This window comes from Streptomyces sp. NPDC001415 (assembly GCF_053597395.1).
In genome coordinates, this window is the sequence record NZ_JBSFIE010000001.1 from 65,841 (window position 1) to 80,874 (window position 15,034).

The window sequence follows — 15,034 nt, forward strand, 5'->3', positions numbered from 1 at the left end:
AACTTGGGCGAAACAAACGGGTCACGCTTGAGAAATCCCGCCTGCCTATGGTCGGGTCCAGCGTGTGCCACCGCACTGGCCGCACGACCGAGCTGCAACCCCGCCCCTCCCCGGGTGGGAGTAGGAGGAGTTGGATGTTCCAGAACGCCGACGACGCGAAGAAGTTCATCGCGGACAACGACGTGAAGTTCGTCGACGTCCGGTTCTGCGACCTGCCGGGCGTGATGCAGCACTTCACGATCCCTGCGAAGGCGTTCGACCCGGCCGAGGAGCTCGCCTTCGACGGCTCGTCGATCCGCGGCTTCCAGGCCATCCACGAGTCCGACATGGCGCTGCGCGCGGACCTGTCGACGGCGCGTCTGGACCCGTTCCGCCGGGACAAGACGCTGAACATCAACTTCTTCATCCACGACCCGATCACGGGCGAGCAGTACAGCCGCGACCCGCGCAACATCGCCAAGAAGGCCGAGGCCTACCTCGCCTCCACCGGCATCGCGGACACCGCCTACTTCGGCCCCGAGGCCGAGTTCTACGTCTTCGACAACGTCCGCTTCCAGACGTCGGCGAACGAGAGCTTCTACCACATCGACTCCGAGGCAGGCGCCTGGAACACCGGGTCGACGGAGAACAACCGCGGCTACAAGGTCCGTTACAAGGGCGGTTACTTCCCGGCCCCGCCGGTCGACCACTTCGCCGACCTGCGTGCCGAGATCTCCCTGGAGCTGGAGAACTCCGGCCTCCAGGTCGAGCGCCAGCACCACGAGGTCGGCACCGCCGGCCAGGCCGAGATCAACTACAAGTTCAACACGCTGCTCGCCGCGGCCGACGACCTGATGCTCTTCAAGTACATCGTGAAGAACGTCGCCTGGCGCAACGGCAAGACCGCGACCTTCATGCCGAAGCCGATCTTCGGCGACAACGGCTCGGGCATGCACGTCCACCAGTCCCTGTGGGCCGGCGGCGACCCGCTGTTCTACGACGAGCAGGGCTACGCGGGCCTCTCGGACACCGCCCGCTACTACATCGGCGGCATCCTGAAGCACGCCCCGTCCCTCCTCGCCTTCACGAACCCGACGGTGAACTCGTACCACCGCCTGGTCCCGGGCTTCGAGGCGCCGGTCAACATGGTGTACTCGCAGCGCAACCGCTCCGCCGCGATGCGCATCCCGATCACGGGCTCCAACCCGAAGGCCAAGCGCGTCGAGTTCCGCGCCCCGGACCCGTCCTCGAACCCGTACCTCGCGTTCTCCGCTCTGCTCCTCGCGGGCCTGGACGGCATCAAGAACAAGATCGAGCCGGCCGAGCCGATCGACAAGGACCTCTACGAGCTGGCTCCCGAGGAGCACGCCAACGTCCAGCAGGTCCCGACCTCGCTGCCGGCCGTCCTGGAGGCCCTGGAGTCGGACAACGAGTACCTGCAGGCCGGCGGTGTCTTCACCTCCGACCTGATCGAGACCTGGATCGACTACAAGCGCACGGCAGAAATCGCCCCGATCCAGCTCCGCCCGCACCCGCACGAGTTCGAGCTGTACTTCGACATCTAAGCCCCCGCGGCTCAGCGACACCCCGAGCCCCGCCGCCCCACCCGGGCGGCGGGGCTCGCCGTGTTTCGTGCTTGCTCCCCCCTATCGGGTGGATCACCTTACGCGGCGGTCCCGTCGGGGGATTTGTGCGGGAAGGTAGGCGGATTCCTAGCTAGGGGGCGGCATGGCGGAGGTGTTGGGCGAGCAGCCCGTCGATGAGCAACTGCGGTACCGGTCAAGCTCGTTGGAGGCCGTGCAGCGGCGGCCTGTGACCACGCGGACCATGGCGCGGCGGCTGCCTCAGCTCGTGCGGAAGGCGTTGGCGCTGGCCTGGCGGGTGGATCGGCGGGCCGTGCTCGTGCTGCTCTGCTGTCAGGCGCTCTCGGGGTTCTTCGAGGCGTTCGGGCTGCTCGCCACGACGCGTACGATCACCGCGCTGATCGCGAGCGGCGACATCGCGCACCGGCTGCGCGATGCGCTGCCGTCGATCGCGGTGCTCGCCGGAGCGGCCGGGCTGCGGGCGCTGCTCGGGATCGTGGTGGTGAACATCTCCGGCCGGCTTTCGCCGCGGATCTCCCGCGAGGCCGAGATGCAGATGCTCGGGGCCGCCGTACAGGCCGAGTTGTCGGCGTACGACCAGCCCGGGTTCAACGACAAGCGCGAGGCGGCCGACCGGGGTGCCGAGGTCGCCCAGCAGCTCCTCACCGATTCGCAGGACCTCATGGCGTGCGTGGCCTCGCTGGTCGCGGCGGCCGGGGTCGTGACCGTGCTGCATCCCGCGCTGCTCCCCCTGCTCCTGCTCGCCGCGCTGCCGCAGGGCATCGCCGGGGTGAAGGCCGCGCGGGTGCACTACGAGGCGTCGCGGGCGATGAGCGCCGAGCGGCGCACGCTGAGTCTGCTGCGGTGGTTCGTGATCGACAAGGACACCGCCGACCAGCTGCGGTCCTGCACCATGGCGGAGTTCCTGCTCGACCGGTACCGGTCGATCGGCAAGCGGGTGGACGCGGCGACCGACAAGGCCGTGCACCAGGGCGCCCGTTACTCGGTGATCGGCGCCCTGGCGGGCGGGCTCGCGGCGGGCCTGGTGTGGGGCGCGCTGGCCTGGCTGCTCGGGTCGGGGCGGATGTCGGTGGCGTCGGCGGGCACCGCCGTGTTCGCGCTGCGCACGGTCGCCACCTCGCTGCACGGTGTCGTCGGATACGGGACGCGGCTGTTCCGGACCGGGCTCTACCTCGACGACTGGGCGGAGTTCATCGAGGAAGCCGGCGGGCACCGGATGGCGCGCGGCACGCTGGCGCCGCCCGCGCCGGACGTCGTACGGGCCGAGTCGCTGACGTACCGCTATCCCGGCAGCGAGCGGCCCGCCCTGGAGAAGGTGACGGTCGAGGTGCGCAAGGGCGAGGTGCTCGCGCTCGTCGGCGAGAACGGGTCCGGCAAGACCACCCTCAGCAAGCTCCTCACCGGGCTCTATCTGCCCAGCGAAGGGGCGGTGACCTGGGACGGGGTCGCGGTGGAGCGGTGCGACCCGCTGGCCCTGTGGCGGCAGACCGCGGTCGTGCCGCAGGACTTCGCGCACTGGCCCATGTCCGCGCGCGACAACATCACGCTGGGGCAGCCCCACGGGGGCGACGAGTCGGTACGACGGGCCGCCGCCCACTCCGGCGCGGCGGAGGTCGTCGACGGGCTGCGCAGCGGGCTCGACACTCTGCTCGCGCGGGAGTGGTTCGGGGGTGTGGAGCTGTCCGGCGGGCAGTGGCAGCGGATCGCGATCGCGCGGGCCTTCCACCGTCCGGCCGGGCTGCTCGTGATGGACGAGCCGACGAGCGCGCTCGACGCCCGCGCCGAGCACCGCATCTTCATGGGGCTCCGGGCGGTCGCCCGCGACCGGGCGGTGGTTCTGGTGACCCACCGGCTCGCGAACGTCGCCGTCGCGGACCGCATCGTCGTCCTCGACCGGGGCCGGGTCATCCAGGAGGGCACCTTCGCCCAACTCGTCGCCGCCGACGGCCTGTTCAGGGAGTTGTGGACGCTGCAGAACGACCGGGGAGTGCCGGGGCCGCGTGAGGGTGCGTAAACGCACCAGGGCCCGGGCAAAAGGCCGGCCCCTCAGGCGCCCGGGCCCGCCGCCCACTTCTGCTCGACCTTGCCGAGGCGCCAGTACGCCAGCGCCGCCGCCCACACCACCACGAACAGGCCGACGATCACGAAGCCGACGTTGTCCAGGTTCAGGTCCGCGATCCAGCCGCTGACCGGGTCGGTGAGGTCGAGCTTTTCGTGCAGGACGCCGACGAGTTCTATGGTGCCGATGAAGAAGGCCACCGCGATGGACAGGCCGGTGATGGTGAGGTTGTAGTAGACCTTGCGGACCGGGTTCGAGAACGCCCACTGGTAGGCGAAGTTCATGAACGTGCCGTCCAGCGTGTCGAAGAGGCTCATCCCGGCCGCGAACAGCAGCGGCAGGCACAGGATCGCGTACCAGGGCAGTCCGGCGGCGGCGCCCGTGCCGGCCATCACCATCAGGGTGACCTCGGTCGCGGTGTCGAAGCCGAGGCCGAAGAGGAAGCCGAGCGGGAACATCTGGCCGGGCCGGGATATCGACCTGGTGAAGCGGCCCAGGATGCGGTTCATGAAGCCCCGCGAGTCCAGGTGCGCTTCGAGCTCCTTCTCGTCGTACGCACCCGCGCGCATCGCCCGGAACACCTTCAGGATGCCGAACAGGGCCACCAGGTTGAGCGCCGCGATGAGGTAGAGGAAGGAGCCGGAAGCCGTGGTTCCTACCACGCCCATCACCTGGTGGGTGGTGGATTCCTCGTTCATCAGGGTGCCCGCGAGCTGGGCGCCGCCCGCCACCAGCGCCGTGAGGACCACGACCACGCTGGAGTGGCCGAGCGCGAACCAGAAGCCGACGGACACGGGCCGCTTGCCGTCGGCCATCAGCTTGCGGGTGGTGTTGTCGATGGCCGCGATGTGGTCGGCGTCGAAGGCGTGCCGCATGCCGAGGGTGTACGCGGTGATGCCGAGGCCTATGCCGTACGTCTTGGTGCCGACCGCGTAGTGCTCGGGGGCCACCAGGAGGAACAGCACGCCGAAGGCGACGACGTGGAGGGCGGCTATCACCGCGAGCAGGACGGCGGTGCGGACGGTGTCCTCGCGCCGCCAGTGGAAGGACGGCGCGGCGGGGGCGCCCGTCTCGGGGGACGTGCGAACGGGCAGGGTCATGCGGGTCACGCTCCAGCACCTCGTGGATCACTTCGTGAGATGCCGCGGCCGGTCTCCTGGCTGACGGGTGGGTGCCTTGGTCCCGGCCTTCCCGGGCAGGTGGATCCTGGCCAGTGGCGTCGCGAGGGGACTGCGACTCCCCGGAACCCGGGGAACCCGATCACAGTGGCGAGGGCCGCTCCGGTTTCGCACCGGTCTTCCCGAACACCACGGCCAGGCCACCCTAGACGCCGCGGAGTTGCCTGCCCAGCTGCACACCTGTGCAGGTATCGAAGATCACACGGGGCCTCGGGGCGTGGCCCTGCGAGGATGTCCGGCATGCATCTCGTCCCCGCCGAACGCGCAGGCCACCGCACCATCGACGGCCACCGGGTCTGCGACGCCATCGCGGCGATCGGCGACCCGGGCCGGGTGCGGGCCTGGGCCGACCGGTTCTCGCTGCTCGCCGACCCCAACCGGCTTTCGCTGCTGCTCGCCCTGCACCGGGCGGGCCCCCTCGCCGTCTCCGATCTGGCGGTGGCGACGGGCATGCGGGACCCGGCCGTCTCGCAGGCCCTGCGGCTGCTGCGGGCGGCCGGGGCGGTCGCGGGTGAGAAGGAGGGCCGGGTCGTGCGCTACCGGGTGGTCGACGAGGCGACCGCCCGCCTCCTCGACGAGTACGGGGCGGAGTAGGGGGCGGACGTACGGAGTTGGGGCTCCGGCCAGGATTCGCCGGACACCCTGGCGCCGACCGGGGTCACGCCTGCGGCCTCCCGAAGGCGTGACCCGGGCCGTGGTGCGGGGCTCAGCGCCCGTCGTAGATCAGCGCGCGCACCATCCGGCAGGTCGTCTCCGACGGCGGGTGCACTCCGATGAGCGCGGCCACGGTGCGTATCTTCCGGTCGGGCGCCTGCTCCGGCCGGTACACCCCCGTGTCGAGCAGGGCGATGGCCAGGCGCATGGCCTTCAGACGCCGGTTGTGGGACTCGTACCACACGCGCGGACGCCCGGCGGGCAGCGGCACCTTGTGAAGGGGCTGGAGGGACAACTGTTTCGGGGCGTGCGAGGTGAGTACGGCAGCGGTCATGGGCATCCTCCTGGGCAGTCGGGAACCCTCACTTACTGCCTCAATTTTACTGGGGGGCACTGACAATCGGCCCTGGCCAGCCGGGCTTTGGGGGTGGATCGCGGGTACCCTGGCGGCCATGGAGATCTGGATCAACCCGGCCTGTTCGAAGTGCCGCAGCGCGATCGACCTGCTGGACGCGGAGGGCGCCGAGTACACGGTGCGCCGCTACCTCGAAGACGTGCCCTCGCCCGACGAGATCCGGACCGTGCTCGACCGGCTCGGTCTCGAACCCTGGGACATCACGCGCACGCAGGAGACCGCCGCGAAGGAGCTGGGCCTCAAGGACTGGCCTCGTGACGCCGACTCCCGCGACCGGTGGGTTTCCGCGCTCGCCGAGCACCCCAAGCTGATCCAGCGGCCGATCATCACGGCGGAGGACGGGACGGCGCTGGTCGCCCGGACCGACGAGGCGGTTCGGGACGCACTGTCCCGCTGACCCCGCTCGCGCCAACCCCGGTCGCCCTAACCCCTGTCACCCCGGTCGAGCTGCTCCTCCGCGTCCGCCAGCAGCTCCGTCACCCGCGCCCCGAACCGTACGTCGCAAGGGTGCGGCACCCCCGTGCGGGCCGCGTCCAGCAGGGCGTCGATCGCCCCCGCGAACGCGTCCAGGGCGCCGCCCCAGCCCGGCATGACCGCCCGCCCCGCCTCGCCCAGCACCGAGACCTCGACGCCCGCGGCCGCCGGCGGTGCGGTGAAGCTCAGGTCTGCGGTGCTGGAGGCGCCCGAGGCGTGCCGCAGGATCAGGTGGGCGGTGTCGCCGGGGCCCGCCGCGGCCGTCAGCGCGGTCACCTCGCCGAGCACCCCGGTCAGTACGGCGAGTGCGTGCGGGCCGACGTCCCAGAGCGCGCCCTTCTCACCCCGCCAGGGCGAGGCGGCGTACGGGCCGCGCTCGGCGCCCGGGGTGAACAGCGACCCGTACCACTGGGCGCGTCCGCTGAACCAGCCGTCCACGGCGGCCTGTTGGGCCACCCACGCCGCGGTCTCCTTCGCGAAGCGCAGCGTGAAGAAGACGACGGAGGCGACCCGGGCGCGCTCGGCCGCCTCGGCCAACTCGCGGGCGACGGCCACACTCGTCGCGACCGGCTTGTCCAGGAGCAGGTGGCAGCCCGCCTCCGCCGCCCTTATCGCGAGCGGCGCCTGGACGTCCGGCGGCAGCGCGAAGGCGAGGGCGTCGCAGTCCGCGAACAGCGCGTCGGCGTCCTCGTACACCGCGACCCCGTGCTCCCCCGCGAGGACGGCCGCGGCCTCGGGCCGGCGCCCCCACACGCCCACGAAGTCGACGCCGGGGTGCGTGGCGAGCGCGGGAGCGTGGGTGGCCGCGGCCCAGGGGCCGGTGCCGAGGAGGCCGATACGGATGGTGGTGCTGCCGGTCCGGTTCATGGGGCCAGTCTGCCCGGAACGGCGCACACGGGCTCAAGGCGGACGGCCCACCCCCGGTATACGAGGCAGCCGCAGGGCAGGGTACGACCGGCTCCCTGGGAGGAACCGCCGAGACTCGCGGCGCCCCACTCGGAGGAACCCCACAGGCAAGGGCTTCCCTGAGCGCCTCGGGAGCCCCAGGTAACACCGGGTTCACAAACGGGCAACGGACGGGAAATGCCGGGGTGTGAGGCTCCGGGCATACAGCAGCGCCGCAGCGTGGCAGCGCGCAGGCACCCCGCAGCTCCCGCAAAGGATGGCTTCCGTGACGTACAAGGCCGAGTACATCTGGATCGACGGCACCGAGCCGACCGCCAAGCTCCGTTCCAAGACGAAGATCATGGCCGGTTCGCCCGTCGCCGTCTCCGAGCTGCCCGTCTGGGGCTTCGACGGGTCCAGCACCAACCAGGCCGAGGGCCACGCATCGGACCGCGTCCTGAAGCCGGTGTTCTCCTGCCCGGACCCGATCCGCGGCGGCGAGAACGTCCTCGTCCTGTGCGAGGTCCTGAACATCGACGGCACGCCGCACGAGTCCAACACGCGTGCCCTGCTGCGTCCGGTCGCCGAGCAGTTCGCGGCGCAGGAGCCGATCTTCGGCATCGAACAGGAGTACACCTTCTTCGACGGCGACCGCCCGCTCGGCTTCCCCGTCGGCGGCTTCCCGGCCGCACAGGGCGGCTACTACTGCGGCGTCGGCGCGGACGAGATCTTCGGCCGCGAGATCGTCGAGAAGCACCTCGACAACTGCCTCGACGCGGGCCTCGGCATCTCCGGCATCAACGCCGAAGTCATGCCGGGACAGTGGGAGTTCCAGGTCGGCCCGCTCTCCCCGCTTGAGGTCTCCGACCAGCTGTGGATCGCCCGCTGGCTGCTGTACCGCACCGCCGAGGACTTCAACGTCTCCGCGACGCTCGACCCGAAGCCGGTCAAGGGCGACTGGAACGGCGCGGGCGCCCACACCAACTTCTCCACCAAGGCCATGCGTGAGGGCTACGACGCGATCATCACCGCGTGCGAGGCGCTCGGCGAGGGCTCCAAGCCCATGGACCACGTCAAGAACTACGGCGCCGGCATCGACGACCGCCTGACCGGTCTGCACGAGACCGCCCCCTGGGACCAGTACAAGTACGGCGTCTCGGACCGCGGCGCCTCGGTGCGCATCCCGTGGCAGGTCGAGGTGGACCAGAAGGGCTACATCGAGGACCGCCGCCCCAACGCCAACGTCGACCCGTACGTGGTGACCCGCCTCATCGTCGACACCTGCTGCACCGGTCTGGAGAAGGCCGGCCAGGTCTGAGCCGTCCCCATCCGCTGTGAAAGGGCGTCCACCGCTGGTGCGGTGGGTGCCCTTCGGCGTACGGGGGCCGATTTGGAACAGCAGATTCCGGTCACGCTGTGCCAAGGATCCGTATCAGTCCGTGGGAGGGGGCTGCTGCGCCGGGCGGATCGTCTGGTTGAATGGGGACATGGCCAGCATCCAGAACCCCGTGACAGGTCGCAGCGACCTTGAGCCGTTCTGGCCGTCCCGTCAGGACCACGACTTCGACCGGGTGTGTTGCCGCGCGACGAACGCGCCGGCCCTCTAACGCCTCGATCCACTCCAGGCCTTCGGCCAGCGCGCAACGACGTACGTCCCCTGCCGACGACTCCCCGCGCGAAAGAGCTGACCCCTCATGGCGAACACCCGCACCCTCCCGTCCCCCGACGCCCCCGCCCCCCTGCCGCTCGGCCGGCACCGACTGCGGGCCGTGGACCGCGACGAGGTGGCACGTCCTGCCCCGTCCCAGGTCATCGACTTCCTTCCGCCGGGCGCCACTTGGCTGCCCGCCCCCCAGCACACGCTGCCCGCGCTGCCGGGCCAGCCGCCGATGGTCGGCTATCTGGTGCTCGTCCCGGCCGACCAGCAGCCCGCACTGCTCGCCGCGGCGCCCGAGCCCCTGACAGCCGTCCCGTACGAGCCCGCCCCCTTCGGCGGGGACGCGCTCGTACGGATCGACACCGCGCGGCGCACCGCCGAGGTGGACGGGGCGCGGCTCGACCTCACCTACCTCGAATTCGAGCTGCTGGCCCATCTGGTGGCGCATCCGCACCGGGTGCACACCCGCGACCAGCTGGTGACCACGGTGTGGGGTTACGGCCACGTCGGCGACGGCCGCACGGTCGACGTCCATGTGGCCCGGCTGCGCCGCAAGCTCGGGGCCGAGCACCGGGGGGCGATCCAGACGGTGCGGCGGGTGGGGTACAAGTACGCGCCCTGACAAGGGAGTTGAAGGGCGGGGCGCCTAAGGGGCCCCGCCCTTTCGCGTGCGGTGTCCCTGCGGGGCGGGCAGCGCGCGAGGCCGGGGTGGTGGTGCTGGCAACACCCCTTGGCCGGGGGCGGGGCCCCGTGACTCCGGGCGTGCGCCCGGCGAGACTGGTAGCCGGTCCCGCCCGGCACCGAGCGCTCCGCCAGGTGTGCGGTTGTTTGTCTGCGGGCCGTCGGTGGCTGGGCGCGCCCCCAAGGACGCTCGGGTACCGCACCGGACCATCGCAAGCCAGCACACGGAGACGGGGAAGCACATGAACGCGGCCAAAGCACGGGACGCGCTGCTCGCGGGGGTTCGGGGGTTCGCGTTGAGCCTCGTTTCGATCGTCGGGTCGATTCTGCTGTTCACGCTCACCGTCGTCTCCATCGCCCTCATACCCATCGGTGTCGGCGTGTTGACGACCCCGTTGATCATCGAGCGGGTGCGCGCCCACGCGGACTTCCGGCGCGAGCTGGCCGCCCGCTGGAGCGGGGTGCGGATCCCCTCGGCGTACCGGCCGCTGCCGCGCCGGCCGGGCCTGGCCGGGTGGGTCGAGCGGTGCACCACCCTGCTGCGCGACCCGGCGACCTGGCACGACCTGCGCTGGATGCTCGTCGACATGACGGCGGGGTTCGCCACCGCGCTGCTGCCGCCGGTCCTGATCCTGTACCTGGCGTACGGCTGGGTCCTCGCGCTCGGGGTGTGGCGGCCGATCGCGGACGGGGGTGGCGACTGGTTCCTGTTCGTCCATGTCGTCAGCCAGGGGACCGCGTACGCGGCCGCCGCGCTCGGCACCGCGATGTTCGTGCTCGGCATGTTCGTCAACCCGGCCCTGCTGCGCGGCCACTTCCAGCTCGCCCGGGCGCTGCTCGCCCCCTCGCGCGAGGCCGAGCTGGCGCAGCGCGTGGACCGGCTCACCGAGACCCGGCACGACGCCGTGGACACGTCGGCGGCCGAACTGCGCCGTATCGAGCGGGACTTGCACGACGGGGCGCAGGCCCGCCTGGTCGCCATGGGCATGAATCTGGGCACCATCGAGGCGCTCGTCGAGACGGACCCGGCGAAGGCCAAGCAGCTCCTCGCGATGGCTCGCGCGTCCTCCGCCGAGGCGCTGACCGAGCTGCGCGATCTGGTGCGCGGCATCCACCCGCCGGTCCTCGCCGAGCGCGGACTCGCGGACGCCGTACGGGCGTTGGCGCTGCGGCTTCCCGTGCCGACCGAGGTTTCGGTGGACCTGCCGGAGCGGGCCCGTGCCGAGGCGCCGGTCGAGTCGGCCGCGTACTTCGCGGTCAGCGAGGCGCTCACCAACGCGGTCAAGCACGCGGACGCGGACAGCATCTGGGTCGACCTGTCGTACGAGTCGGGCGCGCTGCGCGTGTCCGTCGGCGACAACGGCAAGGGCGGCGCGAGGACCGGCGCGGGCACCGGCCTGAGCGGGGTCGAGCGCCGGCTCGGTACATTCGACGGCGTCCTGGCCGTCAGCAGCCCCGCGGGCGGTCCCACTCTGGTGACCATGGAGATCCCTTGCGAGTTGTCCTAGCCGAGGACCTGTTCCTGCTCCGCGACGGCCTGGTCAGAATGCTGGAGGCGTTCGACTTCGAGATCCTCGCCGCCGTCGAGAGTGGGCCGGAGCTGACCCGGGCCTTCGCCGAACTTGAGCCGGACGTCGCGATCGTCGACGTCCGGCTTCCGCCGTCGCACACCGACGAGGGCCTCCAGTGCGCGCTCGCCGCCCGCCGTGCCCGGCCCGGCCTGCCGGTCCTGGTCCTGTCCCAGCACGTGGAGCAGCTGTACGCGCGCGAGCTCCTCGCGGACGGCAACGGCGGGGTCGGCTACCTCCTCAAGGACCGGGTGTTCGACGCGGCGCAGTTCATCGACGCGGTACGCCGGGTGGCGGGCGGCGGCACCGCCATGGATCCGCAGGTCATCCAGCAGCTCCTGTCGCGCCGGGTACGGGACGAGCCGATGGGCGGGCTGACCCCGCGCGAGCTGGAGGTGATGGAGCTGATGGCGCAGGGCCGCTCGAACGCGGCGATAGCCGAGCGTCTCGTCGTGACCGAGCGGGCCATCGCCAAGCACACCTCCAACATCTTCGTGAAGCTGGGCCTGCCGGTGTCCGACGACGACAACCGCAGGGTGCTGGCTGTGCTCGCCTACCTCGACCGCGGCTGAGGGCTGAGAGGCTGAGGCGAGCGGGGTCCCGGGCTGCGAGGCCCCGGGCTTCCGGGTGCGGAGTAGCGGGGTCCCGGGCTGCGGGGTTCCTCGGCCGTTTCGGGTTAGCCTGGCGGAACAATGAACCGCATGATCACGCCCTGGGGCGAGCACGACCTGACCCGATTCCCCGAAGACCCCCGCGACCCGCTGCGGGCCTGGGACGCCGCCGACGACTATCTGCTGCGGCACCTCGCCGGGATCGAGGACCTGGACCTCTCGGGCACCGTCGTCGTCATCGGCGACCGCTGGGGCGCGCTCACGACGGCGCTGGCCGAGCACCACCCCGTACAGATCAGCGACTCGTTCCTGGCCCAGGAGGCGACCCGGGCCAACCTGGCGCGGGCGGGCTCCGCGCCGGATTCCGTACGCCTCTTGTCGACCCGGGACGAGGTGCCCGAGCGGGCCGACGTGCTGCTCGTGCGGGTGCCCAAGAGCCTCGGGCTGCTGGAGGACCAGCTGCACCGGATCGCGCCGTCGGTGCACGCGGGCACGGTCGTGGTCGGCACCGGCATGGTCAAGGAGATCCACACCTCGACGCTGAACCTGTTCGAGCGGATCCTCGGCCCGACGAAGACCTCGCTGGCCGAGAAGAAGGCCCGTCTCATCTTCACCACGCCGGACCCGGCGCTGGTCAGGCCCAGGAACCCGTGGCCGCTGACGTACTCCCTGGAGCTGGGCATCGGCCCCGCCTCCGGGCTCGCCGTGACCAATTACGCCGGGGTGTTCTGCGCCGACCGCCTCGACATCGGCACCCGCTTCCTGCTCCAGCACCTGCCCGAGCGCACGGGCCCGGACCACGTGGTGGACCTGGGCTGCGGCAACGGCATCGTGGGTACGGCGGCGGCGCTCGCCAACCCCGAGGCGCGGATCACCTTCGTGGACGAGTCGCATCCGGCGATGGCCTCGGCCGAGGCCACCTTCCGGATGTGTGCGGGGCCCGCGCGCGAGGCCGGGTTCCGGCTCGGCGACGGGCTCGCGGACTTCGAGCCCGGCACCGCCGACCTGGTCCTGAACAACCCGCCGTTCCACACCCACCAGGCGACGACGGACCGCACCTCCTCACGCATGTTCGCGGACGCCCGCACGGCGCTGCGCGAGGGCGGCGAGCTGTGGGTGGTCGGCAACCGCCACCTCGGCTACCACGAGAAGCTCCGCCGCATGTTCGGCAACTGCGAACTCATGGCGTCCGACCCGAAGTTCGTGGTCCTGCGCGCGGTGAAGCAGGCGCGTTGAATCTGAGGGAGATCCTGAGGGAGTCTCAACTCCCGTGAATCTCCTGAGCCGTTGAACGCCCCACCCTTCCCATCCGTATGGAACATCGCGCTTCAAGCGAAGGAGTTCCATGGGACGCTCAACACGCTCACCACGAAAACGGCAGGCCCTCCCCCGCCGGATGATGATGGCCGCGGCCGCACTCATTCTGGGCGGAGGCGGGCTCGTCGCGGTCAATTTCTACGCCTCCGCCAGTGAGGGCGATTCGGGCGGCCACGGGTCGTCCGGACACGACATGGCGCAGATGCGGATGTTGTCGACCATCGACTGCCCGGATGTGGGCAATTCCCTGTCCACCGTGCCCGATTCGACGAAATCAACCGTTGACCGCCGGCTCGCCGACCTTGATACGCAGATCACCGACGCGTATACGAAGTTCGCCGACAACAAGGACCGGATCCAGCGCGATCCCGGGCTCGCGGACACGATGGTCCTGAACCCGCTGAAACAGCAGCGCACCGATTCCATCGGGCAGATCGCGGACGCCACCGGCCAACCGGACCTCAACGACAAGGGGCTCGCCGCGTGCACGATGCGGGCCGCCGACGCCCCGTCGCCCGGCAACCAGGACGACGGACAGGGCGATGGACAGGGCGGCGGCCAAAGCAGCGACGGCCAGAACGGCCGGCAGGTCAACGCCGCCGCCGCTTCCGCCTCCGGGCTCTCACGCGGCGACTTCGTCGACATCCGGTCCGTACGGCCGAACGTCGCCGCCCCCCAGCCCGGGCGCGGCGCCTCCACCGGGACGTTCACCAGCGACTGCGGCCGCAACCAGAACGGCAAACGCAACCCCGACAACGTCATCGTCGCTCCGGGCGTGAGCAATGGCGCCCACCATATGCACGATTACGTCGGAAACCAGGCGACGGATGCCTTCTCCAGCGATGCCGATCTCGCCCGGGGCAACACCAGCTGCCGTAATCAGGGCGACAAGTCCACCTATTACTGGCCGGTCGTACGCGTCCTCAACCAGGGCAACGACAAGGACGCGAATGCGAACGGCGGTGGCAAGGACAAGAACGTCGGAAAGATTCAGACGCCGACGCAGGCCACGATCCAATTGACCGGAAGTCCGGTGAGCAAGGTCACCGCGATGCCCCGGTTCCTGCGGATCATCACGGGTGACGCCAAGGCGTTCACCAATGGCAATGCCAACGCCAATGCCTCCTGGAGCTGCACCGGATTCGAGAACCGCCAGCTCAAGGACAAATACCCGCTGTGCCCCCAGGGCAGCCAGGTGGTCCGTACCTTCAAATTCCAGAGCTGCTGGGACGGAAAGAACACCGACAGCGCCAATCACCGCACCCATGTCGCCTTCACGGACAAAAGGGGTGCCTGTCCCGCCGGTTTCAAGGCGATTCCCCAGCTCGTGCAGCGCATCGTCTACGACGTTCCGGCCAAGGCCGGCGCCTTCGCCGTGGACTCGTTCCCCGAGCAGCTCCACAAGCCCGTCACCGATCACGGTGACTTCATCGACGTCTTCAGCGACCAGCTGATGGGAAAGGCGGTGAACTGCATCAACACCGGGCGCTCCTGCGCCTGACCCCCCGCGCGCGAGCGCGAGGAGGCGACTGCCGCTGCGCGGCCGTCCCGGTCAGTGTCCGGAATGCATGGTCCCGGTCTCGACACTGCCACCGAGCCGGCCGTGCAGTGCCGTGACCACCGGCTGCTCGCCGACCGCCACCCACTTGCGCCCGACCAGGTAGACGCCGCCGTAGTCCCTCGCCTCGTTGATCCACTCCCGCTGGCCGCGGTCGGTGGCGAAGGTGGCGAGCACGTAACGGCCGTCCTTCGTCGTGCAGTTGGCCTGCCGCAGCTCGGCCGAGTTCGTCGAGACGACGGGCTTGCAGTCGGCCCGGGCGGCCAGCTGCTCCAGGGTTCCGCTCGCGGTCGTGGGCGCGGGCGACGACGTACCGCAGCCGGTCATCACGGCGACCGCCACAACCACCCCAAGGGCCACTCGTGCATCATTTCGCATCACCCCATCCTGCCCC

General features: G+C 70.7%; 14 protein-coding genes and 1 riboswitch. Of the genes, 10 read left to right on the plus strand and 4 right to left on the minus strand.

Annotation, left to right across the window (positions count from 1 at the left end):
• The first annotated feature begins 134 nt into the window (after positions 1 to 134).
• Complete coding sequence (gene glnA, locus ACWC2B_RS00300) at positions 135 to 1,544, plus strand: type I glutamate--ammonia ligase (protein WP_450714181.1); 1,410 nt, start codon at positions 135 to 137, stop codon at positions 1,542 to 1,544.
• 163 nt (positions 1,545 to 1,707) lie between these two features.
• Entirely contained in the window at positions 1,708 to 3,597 is a 1,890-nt protein-coding gene (locus tag ACWC2B_RS00305) for an ABC transporter ATP-binding protein (protein ID WP_450714182.1), read from the plus strand.
• A 32-nt stretch (positions 3,598 to 3,629) separates the two neighbouring features.
• Here the strand turns inward: ACWC2B_RS00305 and ACWC2B_RS00310 are convergent, their stop codons facing one another.
• Positions 3,630 to 4,742 (minus strand): HoxN/HupN/NixA family nickel/cobalt transporter, encoded by a 1,113-nt coding sequence (locus tag ACWC2B_RS00310; RefSeq protein ID WP_450714183.1) that lies wholly within the window; start codon positions 4,740 to 4,742, stop codon positions 3,630 to 3,632.
• A 29-nt stretch (positions 4,743 to 4,771) separates the two neighbouring features.
• A riboswitch (cobalamin riboswitch) is annotated at positions 4,772 to 4,969 on the minus strand.
• 91 nt (positions 4,970 to 5,060) lie between these two features.
• On the opposite strand from ACWC2B_RS00310, the gene ACWC2B_RS00315 reads away from it, so the two are divergent.
• Positions 5,061 to 5,414 (plus strand): ArsR/SmtB family transcription factor, encoded by a 354-nt coding sequence (locus ACWC2B_RS00315; protein ID WP_450714184.1) that lies wholly within the window; start codon positions 5,061 to 5,063, stop codon positions 5,412 to 5,414.
• A gap of 112 nt (positions 5,415 to 5,526) precedes the next feature.
• Here the strand turns inward: ACWC2B_RS00315 and ACWC2B_RS00320 are convergent, their stop codons facing one another.
• Positions 5,527 to 5,808, minus strand: coding sequence for a hypothetical protein (locus ACWC2B_RS00320; RefSeq protein ID WP_399491830.1), 282 nt, complete (start codon positions 5,806 to 5,808; stop codon positions 5,527 to 5,529).
• Between the two features lie 118 nt (positions 5,809 to 5,926).
• Here ACWC2B_RS00320 and ACWC2B_RS00325 point away from each other — a divergent pair, with 118 nt between their 5' ends.
• A complete protein-coding gene (locus ACWC2B_RS00325) occupies positions 5,927 to 6,286 on the plus strand; it encodes an arsenate reductase family protein (protein ID WP_450714185.1) in 360 nt (119 codons plus the stop codon).
• A 26-nt stretch (positions 6,287 to 6,312) separates the two neighbouring features.
• Here ACWC2B_RS00325 and ACWC2B_RS00330 read toward each other — a convergent pair whose 3' ends face one another.
• Positions 6,313 to 7,230 carry a Gfo/Idh/MocA family protein gene (locus ACWC2B_RS00330; RefSeq protein ID WP_450714186.1) on the minus strand — a complete coding sequence of 306 codons (918 nt, stop codon included), beginning with the start codon at positions 7,228 to 7,230 and terminating at the stop codon, positions 6,313 to 6,315.
• 304 nt (positions 7,231 to 7,534) lie between these two features.
• On the opposite strand from ACWC2B_RS00330, the gene glnII reads away from it, so the two are divergent.
• From glnII to ACWC2B_RS00360, 6 genes are all read left to right on the plus strand, one after another.
• Positions 7,535 to 8,566 (plus strand): glutamine synthetase, encoded by a 1,032-nt coding sequence (gene glnII, locus ACWC2B_RS00335; RefSeq protein WP_450714187.1) that lies wholly within the window; start codon positions 7,535 to 7,537, stop codon positions 8,564 to 8,566.
• Between the two features lie 376 nt (positions 8,567 to 8,942).
• A complete protein-coding gene (locus ACWC2B_RS00340) occupies positions 8,943 to 9,527 on the plus strand; it encodes a winged helix-turn-helix domain-containing protein (protein ID WP_450714188.1) in 585 nt (194 codons plus the stop codon).
• Between the two features lie 301 nt (positions 9,528 to 9,828).
• Entirely contained in the window at positions 9,829 to 11,094 is a 1,266-nt protein-coding gene (locus ACWC2B_RS00345; protein WP_450714189.1) for a sensor histidine kinase, read from the plus strand.
• Positions 11,079 to 11,726 (plus strand): response regulator transcription factor, encoded by a 648-nt coding sequence (locus tag ACWC2B_RS00350; RefSeq protein WP_344371828.1) that lies wholly within the window; start codon positions 11,079 to 11,081, stop codon positions 11,724 to 11,726. The genes ACWC2B_RS00345 and ACWC2B_RS00350 overlap by 16 nt, the downstream gene beginning before the upstream one ends.
• 129 nt (positions 11,727 to 11,855) lie before the next feature.
• On the plus strand, positions 11,856 to 13,001 hold the full coding sequence (locus ACWC2B_RS00355) for a methyltransferase (RefSeq protein ID WP_450714190.1): 1,146 nt from the start codon (positions 11,856 to 11,858) through the stop codon (positions 12,999 to 13,001).
• Between the two features lie 109 nt (positions 13,002 to 13,110).
• Positions 13,111 to 14,583, plus strand: coding sequence for a DUF1996 domain-containing protein (locus ACWC2B_RS00360; protein WP_450714191.1), 1,473 nt, complete (start codon positions 13,111 to 13,113; stop codon positions 14,581 to 14,583).
• A gap of 51 nt (positions 14,584 to 14,634) precedes the next feature.
• Here the strand turns inward: ACWC2B_RS00360 and ACWC2B_RS00365 are convergent, their stop codons facing one another.
• Positions 14,635 to 15,018 carry a hypothetical protein gene (locus tag ACWC2B_RS00365; protein ID WP_450714192.1) on the minus strand — a complete coding sequence of 128 codons (384 nt, stop codon included), beginning with the start codon at positions 15,016 to 15,018 and terminating at the stop codon, positions 14,635 to 14,637.
• Positions 15,019 to 15,034 lie beyond the last annotated feature (16 nt).

What these genes read in the sequence shown, in the direction of transcription:
- glnA (WP_450714181.1), top strand. Translation starts at nt 135, where the DNA reads ATGTTCCAGAACGCCGACGACGCGAAGAAGTTCATCGCGGACAACGAC.
- ACWC2B_RS00305 (WP_450714182.1), top strand. Translation starts at nt 1,708, where the DNA reads ATGGCGGAGGTGTTGGGCGAGCAGCCCGTCGATGAGCAACTGCGGTAC.
- ACWC2B_RS00310 (WP_450714183.1), bottom strand. Translation starts at nt 4,742, where the DNA reads ATGACCCTGCCCGTTCGCACGTCCCCCGAGACGGGCGCCCCCGCCGCG.
- ACWC2B_RS00315 (WP_450714184.1), top strand. Translation starts at nt 5,061, where the DNA reads ATGCATCTCGTCCCCGCCGAACGCGCAGGCCACCGCACCATCGACGGC.
- ACWC2B_RS00320 (WP_399491830.1), bottom strand. Translation starts at nt 5,808, where the DNA reads ATGACCGCTGCCGTACTCACCTCGCACGCCCCGAAACAGTTGTCCCTC.
- ACWC2B_RS00325 (WP_450714185.1), top strand. Translation starts at nt 5,927, where the DNA reads ATGGAGATCTGGATCAACCCGGCCTGTTCGAAGTGCCGCAGCGCGATC.
- ACWC2B_RS00330 (WP_450714186.1), bottom strand. Translation starts at nt 7,230, where the DNA reads ATGAACCGGACCGGCAGCACCACCATCCGTATCGGCCTCCTCGGCACC.
- ACWC2B_RS00340 (WP_450714188.1), top strand. Translation starts at nt 8,943, where the DNA reads ATGGCGAACACCCGCACCCTCCCGTCCCCCGACGCCCCCGCCCCCCTG.
- ACWC2B_RS00345 (WP_450714189.1), top strand. Translation starts at nt 9,829, where the DNA reads ATGAACGCGGCCAAAGCACGGGACGCGCTGCTCGCGGGGGTTCGGGGG.
- ACWC2B_RS00355 (WP_450714190.1), top strand. Translation starts at nt 11,856, where the DNA reads ATGATCACGCCCTGGGGCGAGCACGACCTGACCCGATTCCCCGAAGAC.
- ACWC2B_RS00360 (WP_450714191.1), top strand. Translation starts at nt 13,111, where the DNA reads ATGGGACGCTCAACACGCTCACCACGAAAACGGCAGGCCCTCCCCCGC.
- ACWC2B_RS00365 (WP_450714192.1), bottom strand. Translation starts at nt 15,018, where the DNA reads ATGCGAAATGATGCACGAGTGGCCCTTGGGGTGGTTGTGGCGGTCGCC.